The 21,238-nt window shown below is 36.3% G+C and carries 12 protein-coding genes and 1 pseudogene; 12 read left to right on the forward strand and 1 reads right to left on the reverse strand.

The genetic code is table 11. The features are described 5' to 3' along the window. Nucleotides 1-201 (reverse strand): annotated as a pseudogene (locus tag ABYT26_RS14940) (hypothetical protein); the annotation flags it as partial. Between the two features lie 740 nt (nt 202-941). Here ABYT26_RS14940 and ABYT26_RS14945 point away from each other — a divergent pair. The 12 genes from ABYT26_RS14945 (at nt 942) to ABYT26_RS15000 (ending at nt 20,565) form a co-directional block, all read left to right on the forward strand. After that, nucleotides 942-2,417, forward strand: a complete 1,476-nt coding sequence (locus tag ABYT26_RS14945) for a glycoside hydrolase family 10 protein (protein ID WP_372755315.1) — start codon at nt 942-944, stop codon at nt 2,415-2,417. A gap of 209 nt (nt 2,418-2,626) precedes the next feature. Further along, nucleotides 2,627-3,733, forward strand: a complete 1,107-nt coding sequence (locus ABYT26_RS14950; protein WP_372755317.1) for an NlpC/P60 family protein — start codon at nt 2,627-2,629, stop codon at nt 3,731-3,733. 17 nt (nt 3,734-3,750) lie between these two features. Then, nucleotides 3,751-4,890: a dipeptide epimerase gene (locus ABYT26_RS14955; protein ID WP_372755319.1), complete on the forward strand. Its 1,140-nt coding sequence runs from the start codon at nt 3,751-3,753 to the stop codon at nt 4,888-4,890. A gap of 39 nt (nt 4,891-4,929) precedes the next feature. Beyond that, nucleotides 4,930-7,959 (forward strand): SusC/RagA family TonB-linked outer membrane protein, encoded by a 3,030-nt coding sequence (locus tag ABYT26_RS14960; RefSeq protein WP_372755321.1) that lies wholly within the window; start codon nt 4,930-4,932, stop codon nt 7,957-7,959. 18 nt (nt 7,960-7,977) lie between these two features. Continuing rightward, entirely contained in the window at nt 7,978-9,519 is a 1,542-nt protein-coding gene (locus tag ABYT26_RS14965; protein WP_372755323.1) for a RagB/SusD family nutrient uptake outer membrane protein, read from the forward strand. A gap of 438 nt (nt 9,520-9,957) precedes the next feature. Then, nucleotides 9,958-12,147: a glutamine synthetase III gene (locus ABYT26_RS14970; protein ID WP_372755325.1), complete on the forward strand. Its 2,190-nt coding sequence runs from the start codon at nt 9,958-9,960 to the stop codon at nt 12,145-12,147. Nucleotides 12,148-12,310: 163 nt separating this feature from the next. Further along, entirely contained in the window at nt 12,311-14,668 is a 2,358-nt protein-coding gene (locus ABYT26_RS14975) for an OmpA family protein (RefSeq protein WP_372755327.1), read from the forward strand. Nucleotides 14,669-14,713: 45 nt separating this feature from the next. Further along, the gene (locus ABYT26_RS14980) at nt 14,714-15,883 is read left to right on the forward strand and encodes an AIR synthase related protein (RefSeq protein WP_372755329.1); all 1,170 of its coding nucleotides are present in this window, start codon (nt 14,714-14,716) and stop codon (nt 15,881-15,883) included. A 210-nt stretch (nt 15,884-16,093) separates the two neighbouring features. Then, complete coding sequence (prfA, locus tag ABYT26_RS14985; RefSeq protein ID WP_372755331.1) at nt 16,094-17,179, forward strand: peptide chain release factor 1; 1,086 nt, start codon at nt 16,094-16,096, stop codon at nt 17,177-17,179. 59 nt (nt 17,180-17,238) lie between these two features. After that, nucleotides 17,239-18,066 carry an orotidine-5'-phosphate decarboxylase gene (gene pyrF / locus ABYT26_RS14990; protein ID WP_372755333.1) on the forward strand — a complete coding sequence of 276 codons (828 nt, stop codon included), beginning with the start codon at nt 17,239-17,241 and terminating at the stop codon, nt 18,064-18,066. A 110-nt stretch (nt 18,067-18,176) separates the two neighbouring features. Continuing rightward, nucleotides 18,177-19,463, forward strand: coding sequence for a DUF2851 family protein (locus tag ABYT26_RS14995; protein ID WP_372755335.1), 1,287 nt, complete (start codon nt 18,177-18,179; stop codon nt 19,461-19,463). A 67-nt stretch (nt 19,464-19,530) separates the two neighbouring features. Further along, nucleotides 19,531-20,565: a TrkA family potassium uptake protein gene (locus tag ABYT26_RS15000; protein WP_372755337.1), complete on the forward strand. Its 1,035-nt coding sequence runs from the start codon at nt 19,531-19,533 to the stop codon at nt 20,563-20,565. Nucleotides 20,566-21,238 lie beyond the last annotated feature (673 nt).

Here is a 21,238-nt window from a genome sequence, read left to right on the forward strand (position 1 = left end):
ATTTTTATTCACGCCGGTAGGATTGGTAATAATTCCTATCTTTTTTCCGTGTAAAGCTGAAAAACTTGTGGCTTGAAGAACATCTATTCCTGTTTCTACTTTTTGGGCAAGAATGGAGTGCGAGAAAAATAGAATCTGAATACCAATGTAAAGGAGAAAACATGTATAGCCTCTGTAAATACGGAATGTATAGTGAATCATGAGGGCGGTTTTTTTAGGTTTTTGCAATTGAGTTAATTGCTGCATCATCTTTATGATAGAATGAATTCGCTTTTGCCTACTTTTTATTACTTGTTAGCAGTTGAGTAAAAGTGTAGCAAATTTAACTTTTTTAATCAAGAAGCTTGAATTCATAATCGCTAGTTAATTGTGTAAGATAAACTTTTATAAATAGAAGTTGGAGCAATAGTCTACAAATAAGCACTTCAGTTTTATTTCATTTTAATCAGTAATGAAGAACACTAGTTGTTAGTCGTAGTATTCTTATTCTATATAAGCCAAGATATTGGTTTTTTGTAGTACATCTACTCTTATTGTCACTTTTCGGTCCCATAAATGTTTTAGACTAATAAATGCGAGCTACAAAGCATAGTCAATATTATTTGTGGCCTACTATTATAAGTATTGCTTTATGGCATAGGAATATAAGTATTTTTACTCATTCTGTAATTTATAAACTTGTTTTCACTGATATTCTATTGTAAAACTAATAATATTTTTATTTTTGTAACATGTATGATAACTTTAAAAGGGGGTGTAAGAAAATAATTCTATTATTTTCATTGATATTCTTGCTTTTTTAGGGGTAAACAGCCAATGTGTCCATTTGTTGTTAGATGCTTGAATGTTGACATACTGAATGGGATCTTTCGAATCTGAATAGAGGTGGGAAGTAAAGTGCCGATTAGTCTTTTTAGAATGCAAACAGAATATGCTTGAATATGAGTAAAAAATTAATCATAGCTTTTTCGTTCATTTTGCTGGCGGTAGGAGCCATGGCAAGAAAATATTCGCATAAAAGGGAAATGCGAGCGGTGTGGGTGGCTACGGTCGATAATATCGATTGGCCTTCAAAGACTGGTCTTTCAATAGAGAGACAAAAGCAGGAAATGATTGATTTGTTAAATCAGCATAAAAAGAACGGAATGAATGCCATTGTGTTTCAGATTCGTCCTGCTACCGATGCATTTTATCAATCAGACTATGAGCCTTGGTCACAATGGCTAAGTGGAGAGCAGGGGGTAGCACCTGAGCCATTCTACGATCCATTGCAATTTGCTATCGAAGAGTGTCATAAAAGGGCCATGGAACTTCATGCCTGGATGAATCCTTATCGTGCGGTGTTTTTGTACGAGAAAACAAAAACAGATCCACTGCACATTAGTAACCAACATCCAGAATGGTTTCTGAACTATGGTAAGCATAAATATTTCGACCCTGGTTTTCAGGAGACGAGAGACTATGTTTCGAAAATTGTTGGCGACGTGGTGCGAAGATACGATGTGGATGCAATACATTTTGATGATTATTTTTATCCTTATAAAATATCCGGTCAGCCATTTCCAGATTCGTTGAGCTTTGCAGAAAATGGAGGCGTTTTTTTTCCAGATCGAATTGATGATTGGAGAAGAGATAATGTGAATCAAGTGATCAAGCAGATTCACGATACGATAAAATCGATTAAGCCATGGTTGCCTTTTGGGATTTCTCCTTTTGGTGTCTGGCGAAATAAAAGTGTAGATAAGTCAGGATCGAGGACCGAAGCTGGACAAACTAATTATGATGATTTGTATGCTGATATTTTACTTTGGTTACAAAATGATTGGATCGACTATGTGGCACCTCAAATTTATTGGCACATAGGAAAAAAAGTAGCGAATTATAGAAGATTGGTTAAATGGTGGCAAAAAAATCGATTTGGCAAAGATTGTTATATCGGTCAAGGTGTTTACCGCTTACATTCTAACTCTAAAGTACAGGCTTGGCAGAATTCTGAGCAAATAACTCGTCAAATAAAACTGAATAGAAGGAAAAAAGGAATCAACGGAAGCATGTTTTTCTCTTCCAAAAATTTCCTGAATAATCGATTGGCTATTAATGAACTATTGCAATCAGAAGTTTATAAAACCCCTGCTCTCATCCCTGTGAATAAAAAGTTTACGGGCCCTATTGCTTTGGCTCCAAAGTTGGAGCTGAAGAATGATACATTACTTTGGAAGCCTGTAGATGGTGCTAATTATTACATTGTTTACAAACATTTTGGAAGAAGAAATGCTGAATTAGAAGTATTTTGTATTACAAGTTGTGAATTTATGCCTTTGTTGGGGAATCAAAAAGGCATGGTATATTCTGTAAAATCAGTAAATAGAGGTCGTCGGGAGAGTTTGTCGAGTAATGTGCTTGAGATAGGACTTTAAGATAGAGGAATAAATGGGCTTTTAATGGGTATATATATTGTTTTATAATGTGTTATGAAACATATTGAACCATTCATTCTATTTGTTAGATGTATTTAAATTTGGAATATTGTAAGATGTAATACCAATTACTTTTATTTAATATGAAACATTGGATTTGTATAGTTGTTATCGTTTGCGCTTTTTGTAGCTGTAAAAATGAAAGTTTGTTGCTACAAATTGAAAGCATATCGCAATCCGTAAAATTGGAGTTTGCTCCAGATAGCAGAGAAGCTATTTTTACAACGAATTTCAATGTTGATGGGAATCGAGTAGTACTAATTGGAGAAACATCTTTGCCCGAGGCAAAATCAGCCTTGATTTCTGATCTTGAAAAATTAAATATTCAGTTAGAGGATCGATTGCTCGTTCTTCCAGTGCAAAATTCAAAAACACAAAATTGGGCTTTAATCACCTTGAGTGTCGCTAATTTGCGCGCTCAACCTAAACATTCAGCCGAACTTGTTTCTCAGGCAATAATGGGAACACCTGTTAAAGTTTTAAAGAAAAAAGATTCTTGGTTTTTGGTGCAAACTCCAGATAAATATATTGCCTGGACCGATAGTGAGGCTCTTTCTTTACTAACAAAGAGTGATTTGGAAGCATGGAGAAATTCGAAAAGAGTAATTGTGATTCCATCTCTTCTTTTGGCTAAGGATTCAAATCAAAAAGAGGTAGTTGCCGATTTGGTGGCTGGTTCAATTTTGGAAATAGAGAAAGAAAACGAGAAGAATTATGATTTGGCTTTACCTGATGGAAGAAGAATCCAAATTGAAAAAACGAATTGCCAACTTTTTTCTGATTGGGAAAATCGAGAGCTAACAGATCTTTCTATTTTAAGCAAAACGGCGAAAGAATTTATGGGTCGTCCTTATTTATGGGGAGGAACTTCAGCCAAAGGAGTCGATTGTAGTGGATTTGTAAAGTCGGTATATTTTATGAACGGGCTTATTTTGGCTCGTGATGCTTCTCTGCAATTTCTTCATGGAGATACAATATCTCCTCAGGATGGTTTTCAGAATTTGGAAGAGGGTGATTTGGTTTTTTTTGGAAAAGAAGCAGTCGGTGGAAAATCACCTAAAGTAACTCATGTTGGAATGTATATGAACCATGGAGAATATATTCATTCTTCGGGTAGGGTTCGTGTAAATAGTTTTGATCCAAAAGCAGATGATTTCAATGAATATCGATCAATTAGTTATTTGGGAGCTCGGAGACTTATGGGTAGAATAGGAGAAGTAGGTATTTGCAGAATTTCAGAACATCCTTGGTATTAATTATAGAATAGGGTTAAATGAGCATAGATAGAAGAACATTTAATGAAGATTTGGGTTTGCGCTCAGGAGCTGTATGCTTATTGCCTGTAATGAATTCAGGCAAAGGAAATGGTGCTGTAAACTCTCGGTATTCTGGGAAGGGTTTGCAATTGAGTTTTGAAGCTTACGAATTGCACTTGAATCACGTTTTTACCATTGCTTCTTATTCGAGAACTTCTACGCCAGTAATGCTTGTGAAAATCGAATGGGATGGTCTTGTTGGTTATGGCGAAGCTTCTATGCCTCCCTATTTAGGAGAATCTCATGAAACAGCTAGGAAGTTTTTAAAAGGCTTGGATCTCAATCAATTTTCCGATCCTTTTCGTCTAAGTGAGATATTAACTTACGTCGATTCTGTTGCTAAAGGAAATTGTGCTGCTAAAGCTTCCATTGATATTGCTTTGCACGATTTATTGGGCAAGATTTTGGATAAGCCTTGGTTTAAAATTTGGGGATATAATCCTGAAGATACACCGCTTACTACTTTTACCATTGGTATTGATAGCCCTGATGTAGTAATGGAAAAAGTAAAAGAAGCTGCTCCTTACAAAATATTGAAAGTGAAAATTGGTAAGGATACTGATGAGGAGATAATTAATACGATTCGCAAAATTACCGATGTTCCCTTGTGTGTTGATGTGAATCAGGGATGGACAGACAAGAGGGAAGCTTTGGATAAAATTCATTGGCTGAAAGAACAAGGTGTTGTGTTTGTGGAACAGCCAATGGATAAGTGCAATTTAGATGATATGGCATGGTTAACACAACACAGTCCTTTGCCTACAATTGCCGATGAAGCAATTCAACGTCTCGATGATGTGTCAAAATTGCACGGTGCTTATTCTGGAATTAATATCAAGTTAATGAAGTGCACCGGAATGCACGAAGCCCATAAAATGCTAAATGTAGCGCGTTCACTTGATATGAAAGTTATGATTGGATGCATGACCGAAACTTCCTGCGGAGTTAGTGCAGCAGCTCAATTATCTCCAATGGTCGATTGGGCCGATTTAGATGGAAATTTGTTGATATCTAATGATCCATTTAAAGGAGTCGAAATTGTGAATGGAAAAGTTGTTTTAAAGAATAGCCCCGGAATTGGGGTAATGAAAATATAAGTGAATTTAATAATTACTTACTAACCAAAAATTAATACTATGAGAAAAATTGCATGTATTACCCTAATCATGCTTCTTGGCTGGCAAGCATCCTGGGCACAGGATCTGCTAGTTAAAGGTGTGGTTACCGGCGCAAACGACGGACTTACCATTCCGGGTGTTTCTGTTGTTGAAAAAGGTACAACCAACGGAACAACAACCAATCTTGATGGAAATTATCAAATCAAAGTTGGTGCTGATGCTACTTTGGTATTCAGTTACATTGGGATGAAACAGGTTGAGGCCCTTGTTGGTACAAAAAATGAAGTGAATATTAGTCTCGAAGCCGATAATGTTGCCATGGACGAAATTGTGGTGGTTGGTTATGGTGTTCAGAAAAAAAGTGACATTACCGGTGCTGTTGCTTCTGTTGATTTTGAGGAACTGGAAGCACAACCAATAAATACTGTAAACGATGCGATTAAAGGAAGAATCGCAGGAGTTCAAGTTCTTTCTAATAGTGGAACACCAGGAGGATCTATCTCAATTCGTGTTCGTGGTATTGGTACGGTCAACAATGCTGATCCATTGTATGTAGTAGATGGTGTTCCCACAACGGATATCGATTTTCTAAATCCGAATGATATTGCTTCTGTTGAGGTTTTAAAAGATGCATCTTCATCGGCTATTTACGGCTCCAGGGGTGCAAATGGTGTTGTGCTTTTAACCACAAAGAGTGGTAAGAAGAATTCAGCTCCTCGTGTAAATGTGGATGCATACTATGGTGTGAAAGAAGTAATTAATAATTGGGAGACAACAACAGGTTCCGAATGGTACGGAATTCAGGAAACTTTGAATGAAACAAGAACTTCTCCTATCGATCTAACTCAAGTTGACGAGAATGTAAATACCGATTGGTTCGATGAAATTACTCGTTCGGCCACAGTTCAAGATTACAATGTGAGTGTTTCAGGTGGAGGAGAAAAGTCTAGCTATGTGTTTGGAACGGGTTATTACGACGAGGAAGGAACTGTTATAGGTTCCGATTACAACCGTATAAATGCGCGATTGAAGACCGATTATCAGGTGAAAAGTTATTTGAGAGTTGGTGCCAATATCAACATTCAAAACAATAAGCAGCATACCATAACCGAAGGAAGTTACCATACTGGTACAATTAATACAGCCATCAAAATTGAGCCAGTAGTTCCTGTATGGATTGATGAGGCAGAAGGAATATACGATTATTCTAAATTTACCGATTATCCAAATCCAGTTGCACAAATTGAGTACAACAATTACAGAACCGAAGAATTTCGATTGTTAGGAAATGTATTTGCTGAAGTTGAAATTCTTAAGGATTTGAAATTTAAATCCAGTTATTCATTAAACAGATCAGTAACGGATACTTATAATTTCACTCCAGAATACTACGTAAATGTAAATCAGAGTAATGAAACCAATAGTGTTTACAGAGGTTATAACAGAGATGTCTACGAAACTTTGGAAAATACATTGAACTATACAAAAACAATTGGTTTGCACGACTTTAGTGCTATGGTTGGATTTACAAAAGAAAAGAATCGTATCGAATGGATGTCGGGTACTACCAATAATATTCCTAACGAGGATGAGGCTCTTTGGTATCTTTCCTCAGGAGCCGATGGTGATGTAGCGGAAGGTTCTGCTTCGGAATATACATTGATGTCTTATTTGGGTCGTTTCAACTACGCATACAATAATAAATATTTGTTAACGGCTAGTTTTCGTGCTGATGGATCATCTAGATTTTCGGATGGTAACAAGTGGGGATACTTCCCTTCTGTAGCTTTAGGTTGGAAATTAACCGAGGAAGACTTTTTGCAAGATGCAGAATGGCTTTCTATTTTAAAACTAAGAGGTGGTTGGGGTCAGATTGGTAATCAGAATATCGGAACCTATCCATACCAAACTACCATGAATGGCGACTCCCAATATCGTTATGTTTTTGGAGAAGATGAGGAAGTATATCAGGGTTATGTGGTAACAGATATGTCTGATGAAAATATTAAATGGGAAACAGTTGAGTCAATAAATATTGGTGTCGATGCAGCTTTGTTCGATGCTCGTTTAGAAATGTCTTTCGATTGGTATACTAAAGATACAAAAGACATGTTGCTTGATGTACCTATTCCATACTACTATGGCTACGAAAGCGGACCAACTGTAAATGTGGGCGAAGCAAATAATAAGGGAATTGAATTCTCAGTAAGTTGGAGAAATCAGATAAATTCAGATTTAAGCTATAATATTGGCTTTAATGTATCTTCTTACAAAAATGAAATGACAAGCCTTGGTTCAGGTGAGCCAATTACCGGAGGAACTTATTACTCGGGTAGTGCAACAAGAACCGAGGAGGGAGAATCTATTGGTTATTTTTATGGTTATAAAACCGATGGAGTATTCCAGTCGCAATCTGAAATTGATGCCCATGCAATTCAACAAGGTTCCGATAACTCAAGCCTACAGCCAGGTGATATGAAATTTGTTGATGTGAATGGCGATGGAGAAGTGGATAGCGATGACAAAACAAAAATCGGTAGTCCTGATCCAGATTTCACCTATGGAATTAATCTTGGACTTCAGTATAAAAACTGGGAGCTTAGTGCCTTTATTCAAGGTTCTAAAGGCAATGACATTTTTAATGCCATGAAAACTCACCTTTACAAATTTGATGAAACCAACAAGCATAAAGACATGCTGAATTCTTGGACTTCAAGTAATACGGATACAGACATGCCACGTATTACAGGTTATGATGTGAATGATAGTAACAGAACTTCCGATCGTTTTGTGGAGGATGGCTCTTATATGCGTCTGAAAAATTTAATGGTGGCTTATAACTTTCCAAAAAGTTGGATCAATCATGCAAAATTGAGTTCTGCAAAATTGTATTTCTCAGGTCAAAATCTTTGGACTGTTACTGATTATTCAGGAGCTGATCCGGAAATTGGACAAATTACTTCGACTAATTATTTAAGCCGTGGGGTTGATATAGGTACATATCCTCAGGCTAAAACCTATGTTGTAGGTGTTAAACTAGGCTTTTAATCTGTAAAAATGAATCGTATGAAAATAGATATAAAATCAATGAGTAAAGTCCTTTTGATTGCGGCGTTAGGTTTATTCCTTACCAACTGCGACGATGACTATCTCGATCAAGACAAATTAGGGGAAGAGACCTCCGACGTATATTTTAATAGTCAGGAAAAAGCCGAAGCTTCGGTTACAGCAGCTTACTCCGATATAAAAGATTATCGTTTTGGCTGGTTCTTTTGGGCTTTTGGCGAAACCTTAAGCGATAATGCAGTATATAGTGGTAGCGATAGCGATAATTCTGGTTTTGAGTCTTTGAAGACTTTTAATGGAACAGCTGATGCTTTTCAGGCTAAATATAAATGGATGGTTTGTTACCGCGGTATTAATAAATGCTGTCAGGCAATAGAAGGAATTGAAGAAATGTCAGTCGATTTATTCGATTCTGAGGCTATTCAATTAAGATACATTGCCGAAGCAAGAGCGATGAGAGCTTTTTATCATTTCGAATTGGCTCGTGCTTTTGGTCGGGTTCCTATTGTTGACCATTTGATAACAACTACCGATGAAACCATTAGTCAATCCGATGTTGCTGATGTTTATGCTTGGATTATTACGGAATTGGAAAGTGCTGAAGCTGATTTACCTTTGAAAAGTGAATATAGTAGCAGCGATTTGGGTCGTGTAACTCAGGGTTTTGCTGATGGTCTTTTGGCAAAAGTGAACCTTTATGCCGAGAATTTCGAAGATGCAAAAACTTGGGCTAAGAAAGTAATCGATTCTGGAGAATATGAGTTGGATGACGATTATGCGCACGTTTTCTCTTTCGATGGTGAAAATGGCGTTGAATCAATATTCGAAATAAACTATATTGAATCGGAGACAGAAACTTCAGCCTATAGCAATAATGGTAACTTTCAAACCTTGTTTATGTTGCCAAGAAATATTACTTACGGTTACGGTATCAATCAGCCAACACAAGATTTGGCCGATGCATTTGATGCAGCAGGAGACTCTGTTCGTAAAGCAGCAACTCTGCTAACAACCGATGAAGTATATGAAAATGAAATTTCTGATGAGGTGTGGGATTGGTACTACGCTCAAACCGATTCTGATGTAGCTAACGATTCTTTAGATCAATGGAAAGCAACTTTAACTTTTAACAGAACCGGATACTATCAGGAAAAAATGTATGTTACTCCAGAAGAAAGAGCAAGCTCAATAAGAAATAATGCAAATAATATCAGAGTAATGCGTTATGCCGATGTATTGTTGATGTATGCTGAGGCTTGTTACGAAACTTCCGAGGAAGGAAATGCAACTTGGGCTGTGAATCAGGTTCGTTCTCGTGCTGGATTGACTGATGTTACTAGTGCAGGCTCTGATTTATTGGATGCAATTTACGCAGAACGTAGATTGGAATTAGCAGGTGAGAATGATCGTTATCACGATTTAGTTCGAACCGACCGTGCTAGCATACTAGAATATTGGACTGAAGACCATAAATACTGGCCAGTTCCACAAACCGAAATTGATAACTCAGGAGGGGTAATCGTACAAAACCCTGGATATTAATCCAAATTTTTTGTAGTAGTTAAGTAGTAGTGTTGCAGGAATTCTTCGGAATTCCTGCTTTTTTTTCGAAATTATTTAAAAATTCCTATTGTTGTTATTGGAAATGTATGCTCAACTAATGCATTCAAAAAGAGGAGAGAAAAGTAAATTCTGAAATAATTCCCATAAAATTTAATAGTACAGTTGATTTTTATTTTTTTATAAAATAAATAAAAAATAGAGCTGTAAACTTTAAAAATATGGGTTCTCGGCTAATAATTCTTATTTATTTGTGTCTTTGGGTGTGTTTTTTTGCAATCGGAATTGTGAAATTGATTTTTTTTAGTGACATTTGTAAGCACATTAAGGGGGTGTTGAGTGAAAATAAATTTATTTTTTTGCTGAGTACCCCTTTTTTGATTCGGATGATATTAACAATTAACTAAATTTTTAGAGTTTATGACCACAATAAGATTTAAAGCGTTAGGGGAAATACTTAAGAGAACAAGTATTCCTGTTAATTTTCCTTCAAATAAAGTGACAGATTATTATGGAGATTTAGTTTTCAACGTTGACTCGATGCGAAAGTATCTTTCTAAAGATGCTTTTAAAGCTGTGATGGCTGCTAACCAAAAAGGGGGAAGCATAGATCGTAAAATGGCTGATGGAATTGCAGCAGGAATGAAAGCTTGGGCAATTGAAAAAGGAGCTACTCACTATACTCACTGGTTTCAGCCTTTAACAGATGGTACCGCTGAAAAACATGATGGTTTTATTGATTACGGTGATGGTGGTCATATGATTGAAAATTTTTCTGGTAAGTTGTTAGCTCAGCAAGAGCCAGATGCATCATCCTTCCCTTCTGGGGGAATTCGTCAAACATTCGAGGCTCGTGGTTATACCGCTTGGGATGTTTCATCTCCTGCTTTTATTGTAGGTACTACAATTTGTATTCCTACCGTATTTGTTTCTTATACTGGAGAGGCTCTTGATTATAAAACTCCGTTACTAAAAGCTTTGGCTGCTGTTGATGAAGCCGCTGTTGGAGTTTGTCAATATTTCGATAAAAATGTAACAAAAGTACATACTAATCTTGGTTGGGAGCAAGAATATTTCCTCATTGATGAGGCTCTTTTCCAAGCACGTCCCGATCTTGTTCTAACAGGTCGTACCTTAATGGGACACTCTTCTTCTAAAGATCAGCAATTAGATGATCACTACTTTGGATCTATTCCTGAACGTGTGACTAAATTTATGATGGCACTTGAAGTTGAATGTCATAAATTGGGTATTCCAGTAAAAACTCGTCACAACGAGGTAGCTCCAAGTCAGTTCGAGTTGGCTCCTATTTTCGAAGAGGCTAATTTAGCAAATGATCACAACCAATTAGTAATGGATGTGATGAAGAAAGTTGCTCGTCAACATAAATTCAGAGTTCTTTTCCACGAAAAACCTTTCGCAGGCATTAATGGATCAGGTAAGCACAACAACTGGTCTTTAGGAACCGATACTGGCGTTGTTTTATTAGCACCAGGAAAAAATCCAAAAGGAAACATTCAATTCTTAACTTTTGTTGTAAATACCTTGATGGCAGTCTACAAAAATCAAGATCTTTTAAGAGCTTCTATTCTAACTGCATCGAATAGCCACCGTTTGGGAGCTAACGAAGCACCTCCATCAATTATTTCAGCATTCCTTGGCGATGAAGTTTCAAGCATGTTGGATAAAATTGTTGCTGAAGTTGGAGAAAGAAAAATGACTCCAGACGAAAAAACAGCTTTGAAATTGGGTATCGGACGTATTCCTGAAATTATTTTAGATAATACCGATCGTAACCGTACTTCTCCTTTTGCCTTTACAGGAAATAGATTTGAATTCCGTGCTGTTGGATCATCAGTAAACAATGCTGCTGCAATGACTGCTTTGAGTGCTGCTGTTGCAGTTGAGCTTAAAGAATTTAAAATTGCTGTTGATGCTTTGATCGAGCAAGGTATCAAGAAAGATGAAGCTATCTTCCAGGTTCTTAAGAAAATGATCATTGAATGTAAAGCAATTCGTTTTAATGGCGATGGTTACTCAAAAGAATGGTTAGTAGAAGCTGAAAAACGAGGTTTGACTAACATTACTAGTGTACCAGAATCTCTACTAAAATATTTGGAAGCTCCAGCTAAAAAATCTTTGATAGGTTCAGGAGTAATGACAGAAAAAGAGTTGGAAGCTCGTGTTGAAGTAGAAATGGAGAAATTTACCATGAAAGTTCAAATCGAAGCTCGTGTTCTTGGTGATTTAGCAATTAACCATATTGTACCAACTGCTGTTGCTTATCAAACTAAATTGATTCAAAATGTTCAGGGCTTAAGAAACATTTTCCCAGCAAGCGAAGCTGATGAATTATCGGTTGCACGTTTGGAATTAATTAGAGATATCTCTCGTCATACAAGAGAAATTAAATTGAAAGTGAAACAAATGGTTAACGCTCGTAAGGAATGTAACGTTCTTACCCCAGGTGTAGAAATGGCAACTGCTTACGATCAAAAAGTTCGTCCTTACTTAGATGAGATTCGTTACCATATCGACAAATTAGAATTAGTTGTAGATAACGAAATGTGGCCTTTGCCTAAGTATCGTGAATTGTTATTCAATAACTAATTGTAACAACAATATAAATAGTAAAAGGATGTTCATTAATTGAACATCCTTTTCTGTTTTATAATAAGAATAAGTGATCTCTGACTATAATCTATTGACCGCTAGAATAAAATAATTATTTTTATACCTTGTTAGTTCAATAAATGAATTTTAATTCTATCTGATGAAACCTTTTTCTGCTGTTTGTACTATTTTTATAGTTGGTGTATTGCTTTCTTGTTCTTCTAAATCATACGTAAATCGGGGTGATAAAATGGTGCTTTCTGGGCAATATTATTACGCTAATTCTTTATATGAAAAAGGATACAAGAAAACAAAAGATAGAGAGTTGAAGGCTGATATTGCATTCAAAACAGCCTTGTGCTTCGATCGGGTGAATGAAACCCGAAAAGCTTCTTCCTGGTATCGTAAAGCCATAATGAATAGAGATACTTTTTCCAATGCTGTGTTAAATTTAGCTTACGCTGAAGTGAAAAATGGAAGAATGGAAGAAGCTGAAGAAAATTTTTGGGAATATTTAGATCTTAAACCAGAAACGAAAGCAGAAAATGATCCTTCCCAAATTTTAAATAGAATTAATCATTGGGAGGAATATCCAGGAAGGTATAAAATTGAATTTTTAAAAGATTTTAATTCTTCAAGTAGTGATTTTTGCCCAATCTATATGGGAAAAGATACTAATGTCGTTTTATTCTCGTCAACACGAAAGTTGAAGGATAAAGTGAAAAAAGATGGTGTAACTGGGGATTATTATTCTGATATCTTCATATCGAGCTATTCAAATGTAGTGATTCGAAAAAGTCGTAAAAAGAAAGGCAAGGCCTCGGTTAGTAGAAAAGTATTTGTGGATACCTACCAATGGAGTACTCCTAGTGGAATTGGTGATACAATTAATACTGAGTACAATGAAGGTGCCGCATGTTTTTCTCCGGAGGGAGATCTTTTGTATTTTACCACTTCTCAGAAAGTAAATAAAATTAATCAGGGAACAAAAATATTTGCAGCTCAAAGAAAAGGCGAAGAGTGGGGAAAAGTGGTTCAACTTAGTATTGTTCCCGATAGCATATCCGTAGGCCATCCAGCGATTTCGGCCGACGGTACAGTTCTTTATTTTGTTGCAGATATGCCAGGTGGATATGGAGGAACCGACATCTGGATGACGAAAAAAAGCGGAAATAATTGGAGTAAACCACAAAATTTAGGACGACCAATCAATTCTTCCGATAATGAATCATTTCCTTTTTGCAAAAGCAATGGTGATTTGTATTTTGCTTCCGATCGTAAAGCAGGAATGGGAGGATTGGATATTTATCATGCAAGTCGTGAAGAGGCAGGAATGTGGCAGGTTGAAAACATGAAATATCCGATTAATTCGGCTGCCGACGATTTCGCAATTGTTTTTCAGGAGGATAATGAAAAAGGAATGTTTACTTCCTCAAGAAAGAATGGAGACGATAATATTTACGGCTTTAAATATGTGCCTTTGTTATTTACTTTTTCTGGTAAAATTATCGATTCGGAAACTAAAGACGTGATTGCTAATGCAAATGTTCATGTGGTATCTTCCGATGGAGAGCAAACAGATGGAAAATCGGATTCTGAAGGCCAATTCAATATTGAGCTTGCCCCAGAATTAGAGTACATTGTCATGGCATCGGCCGAAGGTTATTTGAATGGCAAAGAACAGTTGAGTACTTTAGGAATTGATTTGAGTCGTAATTTTAAATCAGAAATAGCATTAAAACCAATCGAAAAACCAATTGAATTGCCAAATATCTTTTACGATTTTGGAAGTTGGCAACTGCGTGCTGATTCCAAAAAAGCTTTGGATGGCTTGGTAGAAACGTTAAATGATAACCCTAAAATTACCATAGAGTTAGGGTCACATTCCGATTATGTGGGAAGTGAATCAACCAATCAACAAATTTCCCAAAAAAGAGCACAGTCGGTGGTTGATTACCTTATTGAAAAAGGAATTTACTGGGATAGACTTGTGGCACGAGGTTATGGAGAATCAATGCCTAAGAAAGTTTCTGATGAAAATACTGAAGAATATAAATTCTTGTCGCAAGGAGATATTTTAACAGAGAGTTTTATTGGTAAACTGAAAACTGATCAAAGAGAAATTGCCAATCAGTTGAACCGAAGAACTGTTTTTAAAGTGCTATCTACCAATTATCAGCCTGGTCCAAATTCAAAAGTAAAACCAGGAGCTGATGCTAGTCAAATTGGAAATACGATCATTAAGGATTTGCAGGGCGTAGAAGGGGTTTTTTACACCATACAAATTGGAGCATTTAGCAAAAATACGATACCTCCCGTGATTCAAAACTATAAGGTTGTTTTTCGGGCAGCTGTTGATAAAAATTTAATAAGATATACGACAGGAATTTTTGACGATTTGGAAGAAGCAAAAGCTCAGGCTACTGAGATTTCTAAAACAGGAATTAAAGCATTTGTGATCGCATACAATAAAGGGAAAAAGATTACCTTTGCCGAAGCAAAAAAATTAAAAGAATAAACTAAAACGTTCTTCAGTTTTTAGGCGTTTTACTATTGAACAACCATGAGAAAAGACGAAAGATACAACCTTAGAGGAGTGTCAGCTTCGAAGGAAGATGTACATAGTGCCATTAAAAATTTGGATAAGGGATTGTTCCCAAATGCTTTTTGTAAAGTAATTCCCGATTATCTTACTGGCGATGAAGATTATTGTAATATCATGCACGCCGATGGTGCAGGTACAAAATCATCTCTTGCCTACATGTACTGGAAAGAAACTGGTGATATTTCGGTGTGGAAAGGAATTGCTCAGGATGCACTCATTATGAATTTGGATGATTTGCTATGTGTGGGAGCGGTTGATAATATTCTTTTGTCATCAACAATTGGTCGAAATAAAAACCTGATTCCTGGTGAAGTTCTTTCGCAAATTATTAATGGAACGGAAGAATTGCTTAGCGAATATCGTAAAATGGGGGTTAATATCTACTCTACAGGTGGCGAAACTGCTGATGTTGGAGATTTGGTGCGAACCATTATTGTTGATTCTACGGTTACTTGTCGCATGAAAAGACAAGATGTAATTACCAACGAAAAAATTCAGGCTGGTGATGTAATTGTTGGTTTGTCTTCCTCAGGACTTGCAAGCTACGAAACAGAATACAATGGTGGAATGGGATCGAACGGATTAACCTCTGCTCGACACGATGTTTTTTCAAAATATCTTGCAAAAAAATACCCTGAAAGTTTCGATAATGCAGTGCCAGAGGAATTGGTGTATTCCGGAAATTGCAAATTAACAGATAAGGTGGAAGGTGTTGATGTTGATGCGGGTAAGTTGGTTCTTTCACCTACAAGAACCTATGCGCCAATCGTTAAAAAAATTCTTGATCAATTCAGATCTCAAATTCATGGAATGATCCATTGTTCGGGTGGAGCTCAAACAAAAGTGCTCAACTTTGTTGACGATATTCATATTGTTAAGGATAATATGTTCTCGGTTCCTCCTCTTTTTAAATTGATAAAAGAACAAAGTGGAACTTCTTGGGACGAAATGTATAAGGTATTTAATATGGGGCATCGTTTTGAATTGTATGTTCCAGAAGAAATTGCCGAAAAAATCATCGAAATTTCCAAAGAATTTAAGGTCGACGCTCAAATAATTGGTCGTTGTGAGACCAATAAGGGTAAAAAATTGACCATTAAAAGTGAATTTGGTGTATTTGAATACTAAATCAAGTTTAATAATATATACAAAGAGCCTGTCTTTTTAAGATTGGCTCTTTTTGGTAAAATAAATTTATTACGCGTTGTTGGTTCAGAATTGTTTAGGTTTTTTCACCCATGCTTTTCACTATTAGTAAAAATCATTATCTAAATTAGGAAAGCTTTATTTAAAATGGTTTTATTTTTCTAATTTTGTCCAAAATTTAGAACACAGAACATGAGCAATAATTTGTTACTCGATAAATTAGAAGGTGTCCTTATCCGATTCAATGAGGTTGGTCAATTGATTACCGATCCTGAAGTGATGGGCGATATGAAGAGATATATAAAGCTAAGTAAGGAATATAAGGAATTGGAAGCAGTTTCTAAGGCAGCGAAGGTATTTCGTAACGCTTTGGGAACAATTGCCGAGTCGAAAGAAATTTTGAATAGCGAATCGGATGAGGAGCTGCGCGAAATGGCTAAAATGGAGTTGGAAGATTTAGAAGATAAACTTCCTGAAATGGAAGAGAATATAAAATTACTTCTTGTTCCTGCCGATCCTGAAGATTCGAAAAATGCGATTCTTGAAATTCGTGCTGGTGCTGGTGGCGATGAGGCAAGTATTTTTGCAGGTGATTTGGCTCGAATGTATACTAAATTTTGCGAAGCCAAGGGATGGAAAATTTCTATTTCTAGTTTGAGTGAAGGAACATCAGGAGGATATAAAGAAATTGTGATGAGTGTAACCGGTGATGGTGTTTATGGAGTTCTAAAATACGAATCCGGAGTGCACCGTGTTCAAAGGGTTCCTCAAACCGAAACTCAGGGGCGAGTGCATACCAGTGCAGCCTCAGTAGCTGTTTTGCCCGAAGCCGAAGAGTTTGATATTGATGTGAAAGAAAGTGATATTCGTAAAGATACTTACTGTTCTTCAGGTCCAGGAGGTCAATCGGTGAATACAACCTATTCTGCCATTCGTTTAACTCACAATCCTACGGGAATTGTGGTAACTTGTCAGGATCAAAAGTCGCAGATTAAAAACCTAGCCAAAGCAATGATAGAGTTGCGTTCTCGTATTTATGCATTGGAGCATCAGAAGTATCTGGATGAAATTTCATCCAAGCGTAAAACAATGGTTTCAACCGGTGATCGATCGGCCAAAATTCGTACTTATAATTATCCGCAGGGTAGGGTTACCGACCATCGTATCAATTTTACCATGTACAATCTGGCAGCTACCATGGATGGTGATATTCAGGAAGTGATTGATAAGCTTCAGATTGAAGAAAATTCGGAACGACTTAAAGAAAGTGGTTTATAATATTATTGGCAGTGGTTATCCCACTGCCATTTTTGTATTAACTTGTAAACAAGCTAAAAATGAATTATCAGGAATTATTCGAGCAAATTAAGAAAAAGAAGAGTTTCCTATGTGTAGGTTTGGATAGTGATGTGAAGAAAATTCCTTCTCATCTTTTAGATACTGAAGATCCAGTGTTTGAATTCAATAAAGCAATTGTTGATGCGACTGCAGATGTAACTGTTGCCTACAAACCAAATATTGCCTTTTACGAGTGTCTTGGGGCCAAAGGATGGATCAGTCTTGAAAAAACAGTGAATTACATCAAGGAGAATTATCCTGATGTATTTTTAATTGCTGATGCTAAAAGAGGTGATATTGGGAATACTTCAAAAATGTACGCTAGTGCTTTTCTGGAAAATATGCCTTTCGATTCAATTACTGTTGCACCATATATGGGCGAAGATTCGGTAACTCCTTTTCTGGAGTACGATAATAAATGGGTGATTCTTTTGGCGCTTACATCCAATAAAGGAGCTTTCGATTTGCAGTTTTTCGAACAAAATAATCAACGATTATTCGAAAGAGTGTTAGAGAAATCTCAGGATTGGGGAACAAAAGAAAATATGATGTATGTTGTGGGAGCTACCAAAGCTGAAATGCTAGGAGATATCCGTAAAATAGCGCCTGATCATTTTTTGCTGGTTCCTGGGGTTGGTGCTCAGGGGGGAAGCTTGCAGGAAGTAGCTAAATATGGAATGAATAATACTTGTGGACTGTTAGTGAATTCTTCGCGAGGAATTATTTTTGCTGATTCTTCTGAGAAATTTGCCGAGACAGCAAAAGTAAAAGCCAAAGAGTTGCAGCAGGAAATGGAAGAATTGTTAAAAAATAAATCTTTGATTTAGATTCAAAATAAACGTATAGAAAGACGGTAATCAATGATTTACCGTCTTTTTTATTGATACGCACGAAACAAATCATTAAATTCAATTTTATTTGATGTAAAATTGACTCTATGAATGAAGATTTCTTGCAGTTCATTTGGAAGCAGAATCTGTTTTCAAAAACAAATTTATTTTCAACCAATGGGAATGCAATTGAAATTATTGATGTAGGCAAGCAAAATTTCGATTCGGGCCCCGACTTTTTTGATGCGCGAATAAAAATTGACAATGTGCTTTGGGCAGGAAATGTTGAAATACATCTTAAAGCTTCATCGTGGTATACGCACGGTCACCATACCGATTCAGCTTACGAAAATGTAATATTACACGTTGTTTTCGAAGACGATTCGTCTGTTGTTTTGGAAAATAATCGCATTATTCCTTGTTTGGTACTTTCGTTTACACCCGATTTGCTCAATAATTATCAAAAATTAATTGCTTCCCAAAAGTGGATTCCCTGTATGGATGAAATTCGTTCCATCGATCGGTTTTTTGTGAAGAATTGGTTGGATAGAATGCTTTTTGAACGATTGGAGCGGAAAGCGAATGAAATTCAAAACATCTTAGAACAGAATCAAAATTCTTGGGAGGAAACTTTTTATCAGGTTTTGGCGAGGTATTTTGGAATGAAAGTAAATGCCGACCCTTTTCAGCAGCTAGCGCAATCTATTCCTATGAAGTTCTTGGCTCGACAAAAGAATTCTATCTATCAATTGGAAGCAATGCTTTTTGGCCAATCGGGTTTGTTTCAACGCTTCGATTGTGATGATGAATACCTTGCTGGTTTGAAACAGGAATATCAATTTTTAGCTAATAAATATCACTTAAAGGCACTAACACCAGGCAGGTGGAAATGGTTGCGCTTGCGGCCATCTAATTTTCCAACCATTCGAATTGCGCAGTTTGCGGCCCTGGTTCATCATTCACAATCTTTGTTTTCGCAAGTTTTACATGCTAATTCTATTGCTGATATTGCTTGTTTATTTGCCTGTAAGGCTTCCGATTATTGGAATACTCATTATCAATTTGGCGTGGAATCTGTGCAAAAAGAGAAAGAGTTGGGGGCAATTAGTATCGATGCTTTAATTATAAATTGCGTTGTTCCCATGTTATTTTTTTATGGGAAAATAAATGATTCGCAGGAATTGAAAGACAAAGCCTGCACTTTTTTGGAAGAACTAGCCGCTGAGAAAAATTCAATTACTCGTAAGTGGAAGGAATGCGGGGTCGAAGTTAAATCGGCATACGATTCTCAGGCCTTACTTCAGTTAAAAGTAAATTATTGTGATTCATGGAATTGTCTGCAGTGCGAATTTGGGAATCGAATCATACGTAATATTGGTGTTGGTAAATCCTGATAAAAAGATAATTTTCTAGGACTCTGCTTAGCCTTTAATGATTATATTAGATCTTAATCTAAAAGGAATGAATAAGAAAAAAGTTTGGGAAGGGAATGTGCGTACCATTAGTATTGCGATGTCCTCTCTTGTGTTGGCGGTTTTAGTCGGCACCCTTGGTTTCATGTTAATAAATGATGCCTATACTTTTATTGATGCTCTTTACATGACCGTTATTACAATTACTACGGTTGGTTTTACCGAAGTGCATCCAATGACCGATGGTGGTAAATTATTTACTATTTTTTTAATATTAATCAGTTTTGGAATCTTTGGATACTTAGCTTCCGCAGTAACCCGATTTTTATTGGATGGTGTTTTTCGTAGAAATTTAAAAGATTATAGAATTGTGAAAAGTATCGATAAATTAAATGGACATGTAATTGTCTGTGGTTTTGGCCGAAATGGGAAGCAGGCATGTATTGAGTTGCTTGAGCATGGAGAACAAGTAGTTGTAGTTGACTCGGAAGAAAGCTCTATTGATAAGGTTCGTATGTTTCCTGAACTATTGTTTGTACAAGGGGATGCAACGCAGGAAGAAGTTTTAAGCTCGGCTAATATTGCAGCAGCAAAAGCGATAATAACTGCAATTCCTAACGATGCCGAAAATGTATATGTGGTGCTTACTGCTAGGGAAATGAATTCAAGTATTAAGATTATTTCAAGATCTGAAAAAAGCCAATCCGATCATAAATTGAAAAGAGCAGGAGCAAATAATGTGATCATGCCCGATCGCCTTGGAGGGCAGCAGATGGCTAAATTGGTTGTGCAACCCGATGTGGTTGAATTTTTAGATAATATATTGTTGCAATCTACTCAGGGTGTTAAGTTGGAGGAGGTTAGCTGTAAAGATTTGGCTGTATGTTTTATCGGCAAATCAATACGCGAGTTGAATGTTAGAGACAAATCTGGAGCTAATATTATTGGATTAAAGGATGAGGAAGGTGTTTATATTTATAATCCTTCACCGGAAATAGTCCTGGATAAATGTTTTCATTTGTTTGTTCTTGGGAATAAAGAGCAGGTTGGTAATCTAATGCAACTATTGCTGAATGGGAAATAAGATTAATATCAATTTGCATATACTAAGAATCAACTCACAATAAATTTGTGAGTTTTTTTTATCGCTAATAGTCAGGCTTTTGTGTTTTTTGTTTTTATTTTTTTGTGGAAACGTTTGGAGATGTGCGTTCGGTTCTATTATATTTGCATCCACTTTCAACGGAGAGTGGATTTATAAAATGGTTGTTTAGTAGTATTTTATAGGCAGTGGTAGGGTGGTCGTAGGAATCTTTTTATGATTGTATTTATTTCTTACACCTACTAGACTTCCAGTTTTATTTATTTTTTTAAATTTTTATTGGATTGCATTAGGATATGTGAAAATATTTCGATTATCTTTGCAGCCGCTTACAGAGTTAACGAACGCTGGGGCCACTAGGAAACATGGGGTTTTGGGCGAAATTAGCGCTGAAAAAAAAGTTTAAAAAAGATTTGCAAGTTTGGGATTAAATTCTTTATCTTTGCAACCGCTTTTAGAGGCAGAAACGACTGTCTTACGAGAGAAAAAATAATGAACAGATCGCCTTAGAAATGGGGATAAACGATCGGGAAAGTTCTTTGAAAATATTGGAAACAAGAAGTTAGGTAAATACAAGAATAGAACCTTGTCAATAAGAAATACGATAACTTTAATATTATCCATGAGCAGAATTAATAAAAACTTTTATACAACG

Origin of the sequence: Labilibaculum sp. (genome assembly GCF_041595635.1) — a bacterium.
Classification (GTDB): Bacteria; Bacteroidota; Bacteroidia; order Bacteroidales; family Marinifilaceae; genus Labilibaculum.

What these genes read in the sequence shown, in the direction of transcription:
- ABYT26_RS14965 (WP_372755323.1), top strand. Translation starts at nt 7,978, where the DNA reads ATGAAAATAGATATAAAATCAATGAGTAAAGTCCTTTTGATTGCGGCG.
- ABYT26_RS14980 (WP_372755329.1), top strand. Translation starts at nt 14,714, where the DNA reads ATGAGAAAAGACGAAAGATACAACCTTAGAGGAGTGTCAGCTTCGAAG.
- ABYT26_RS15000 (WP_372755337.1), top strand. Translation starts at nt 19,531, where the DNA reads ATGAATAAGAAAAAAGTTTGGGAAGGGAATGTGCGTACCATTAGTATT.
- ABYT26_RS14945 (WP_372755315.1), top strand. Translation starts at nt 942, where the DNA reads ATGAGTAAAAAATTAATCATAGCTTTTTCGTTCATTTTGCTGGCGGTA.
- ABYT26_RS14975 (WP_372755327.1), top strand. Translation starts at nt 12,311, where the DNA reads ATGAAACCTTTTTCTGCTGTTTGTACTATTTTTATAGTTGGTGTATTG.
- ABYT26_RS14955 (WP_372755319.1), top strand. Translation starts at nt 3,751, where the DNA reads ATGAGCATAGATAGAAGAACATTTAATGAAGATTTGGGTTTGCGCTCA.
- ABYT26_RS14995 (WP_372755335.1), top strand. Translation starts at nt 18,177, where the DNA reads ATGAATGAAGATTTCTTGCAGTTCATTTGGAAGCAGAATCTGTTTTCA.
- ABYT26_RS14970 (WP_372755325.1), top strand. Translation starts at nt 9,958, where the DNA reads ATGACCACAATAAGATTTAAAGCGTTAGGGGAAATACTTAAGAGAACA.
- prfA (WP_372755331.1), top strand. Translation starts at nt 16,094, where the DNA reads ATGAGCAATAATTTGTTACTCGATAAATTAGAAGGTGTCCTTATCCGA.
- pyrF (WP_372755333.1), top strand. Translation starts at nt 17,239, where the DNA reads ATGAATTATCAGGAATTATTCGAGCAAATTAAGAAAAAGAAGAGTTTC.
- ABYT26_RS14960 (WP_372755321.1), top strand. Translation starts at nt 4,930, where the DNA reads ATGAGAAAAATTGCATGTATTACCCTAATCATGCTTCTTGGCTGGCAA.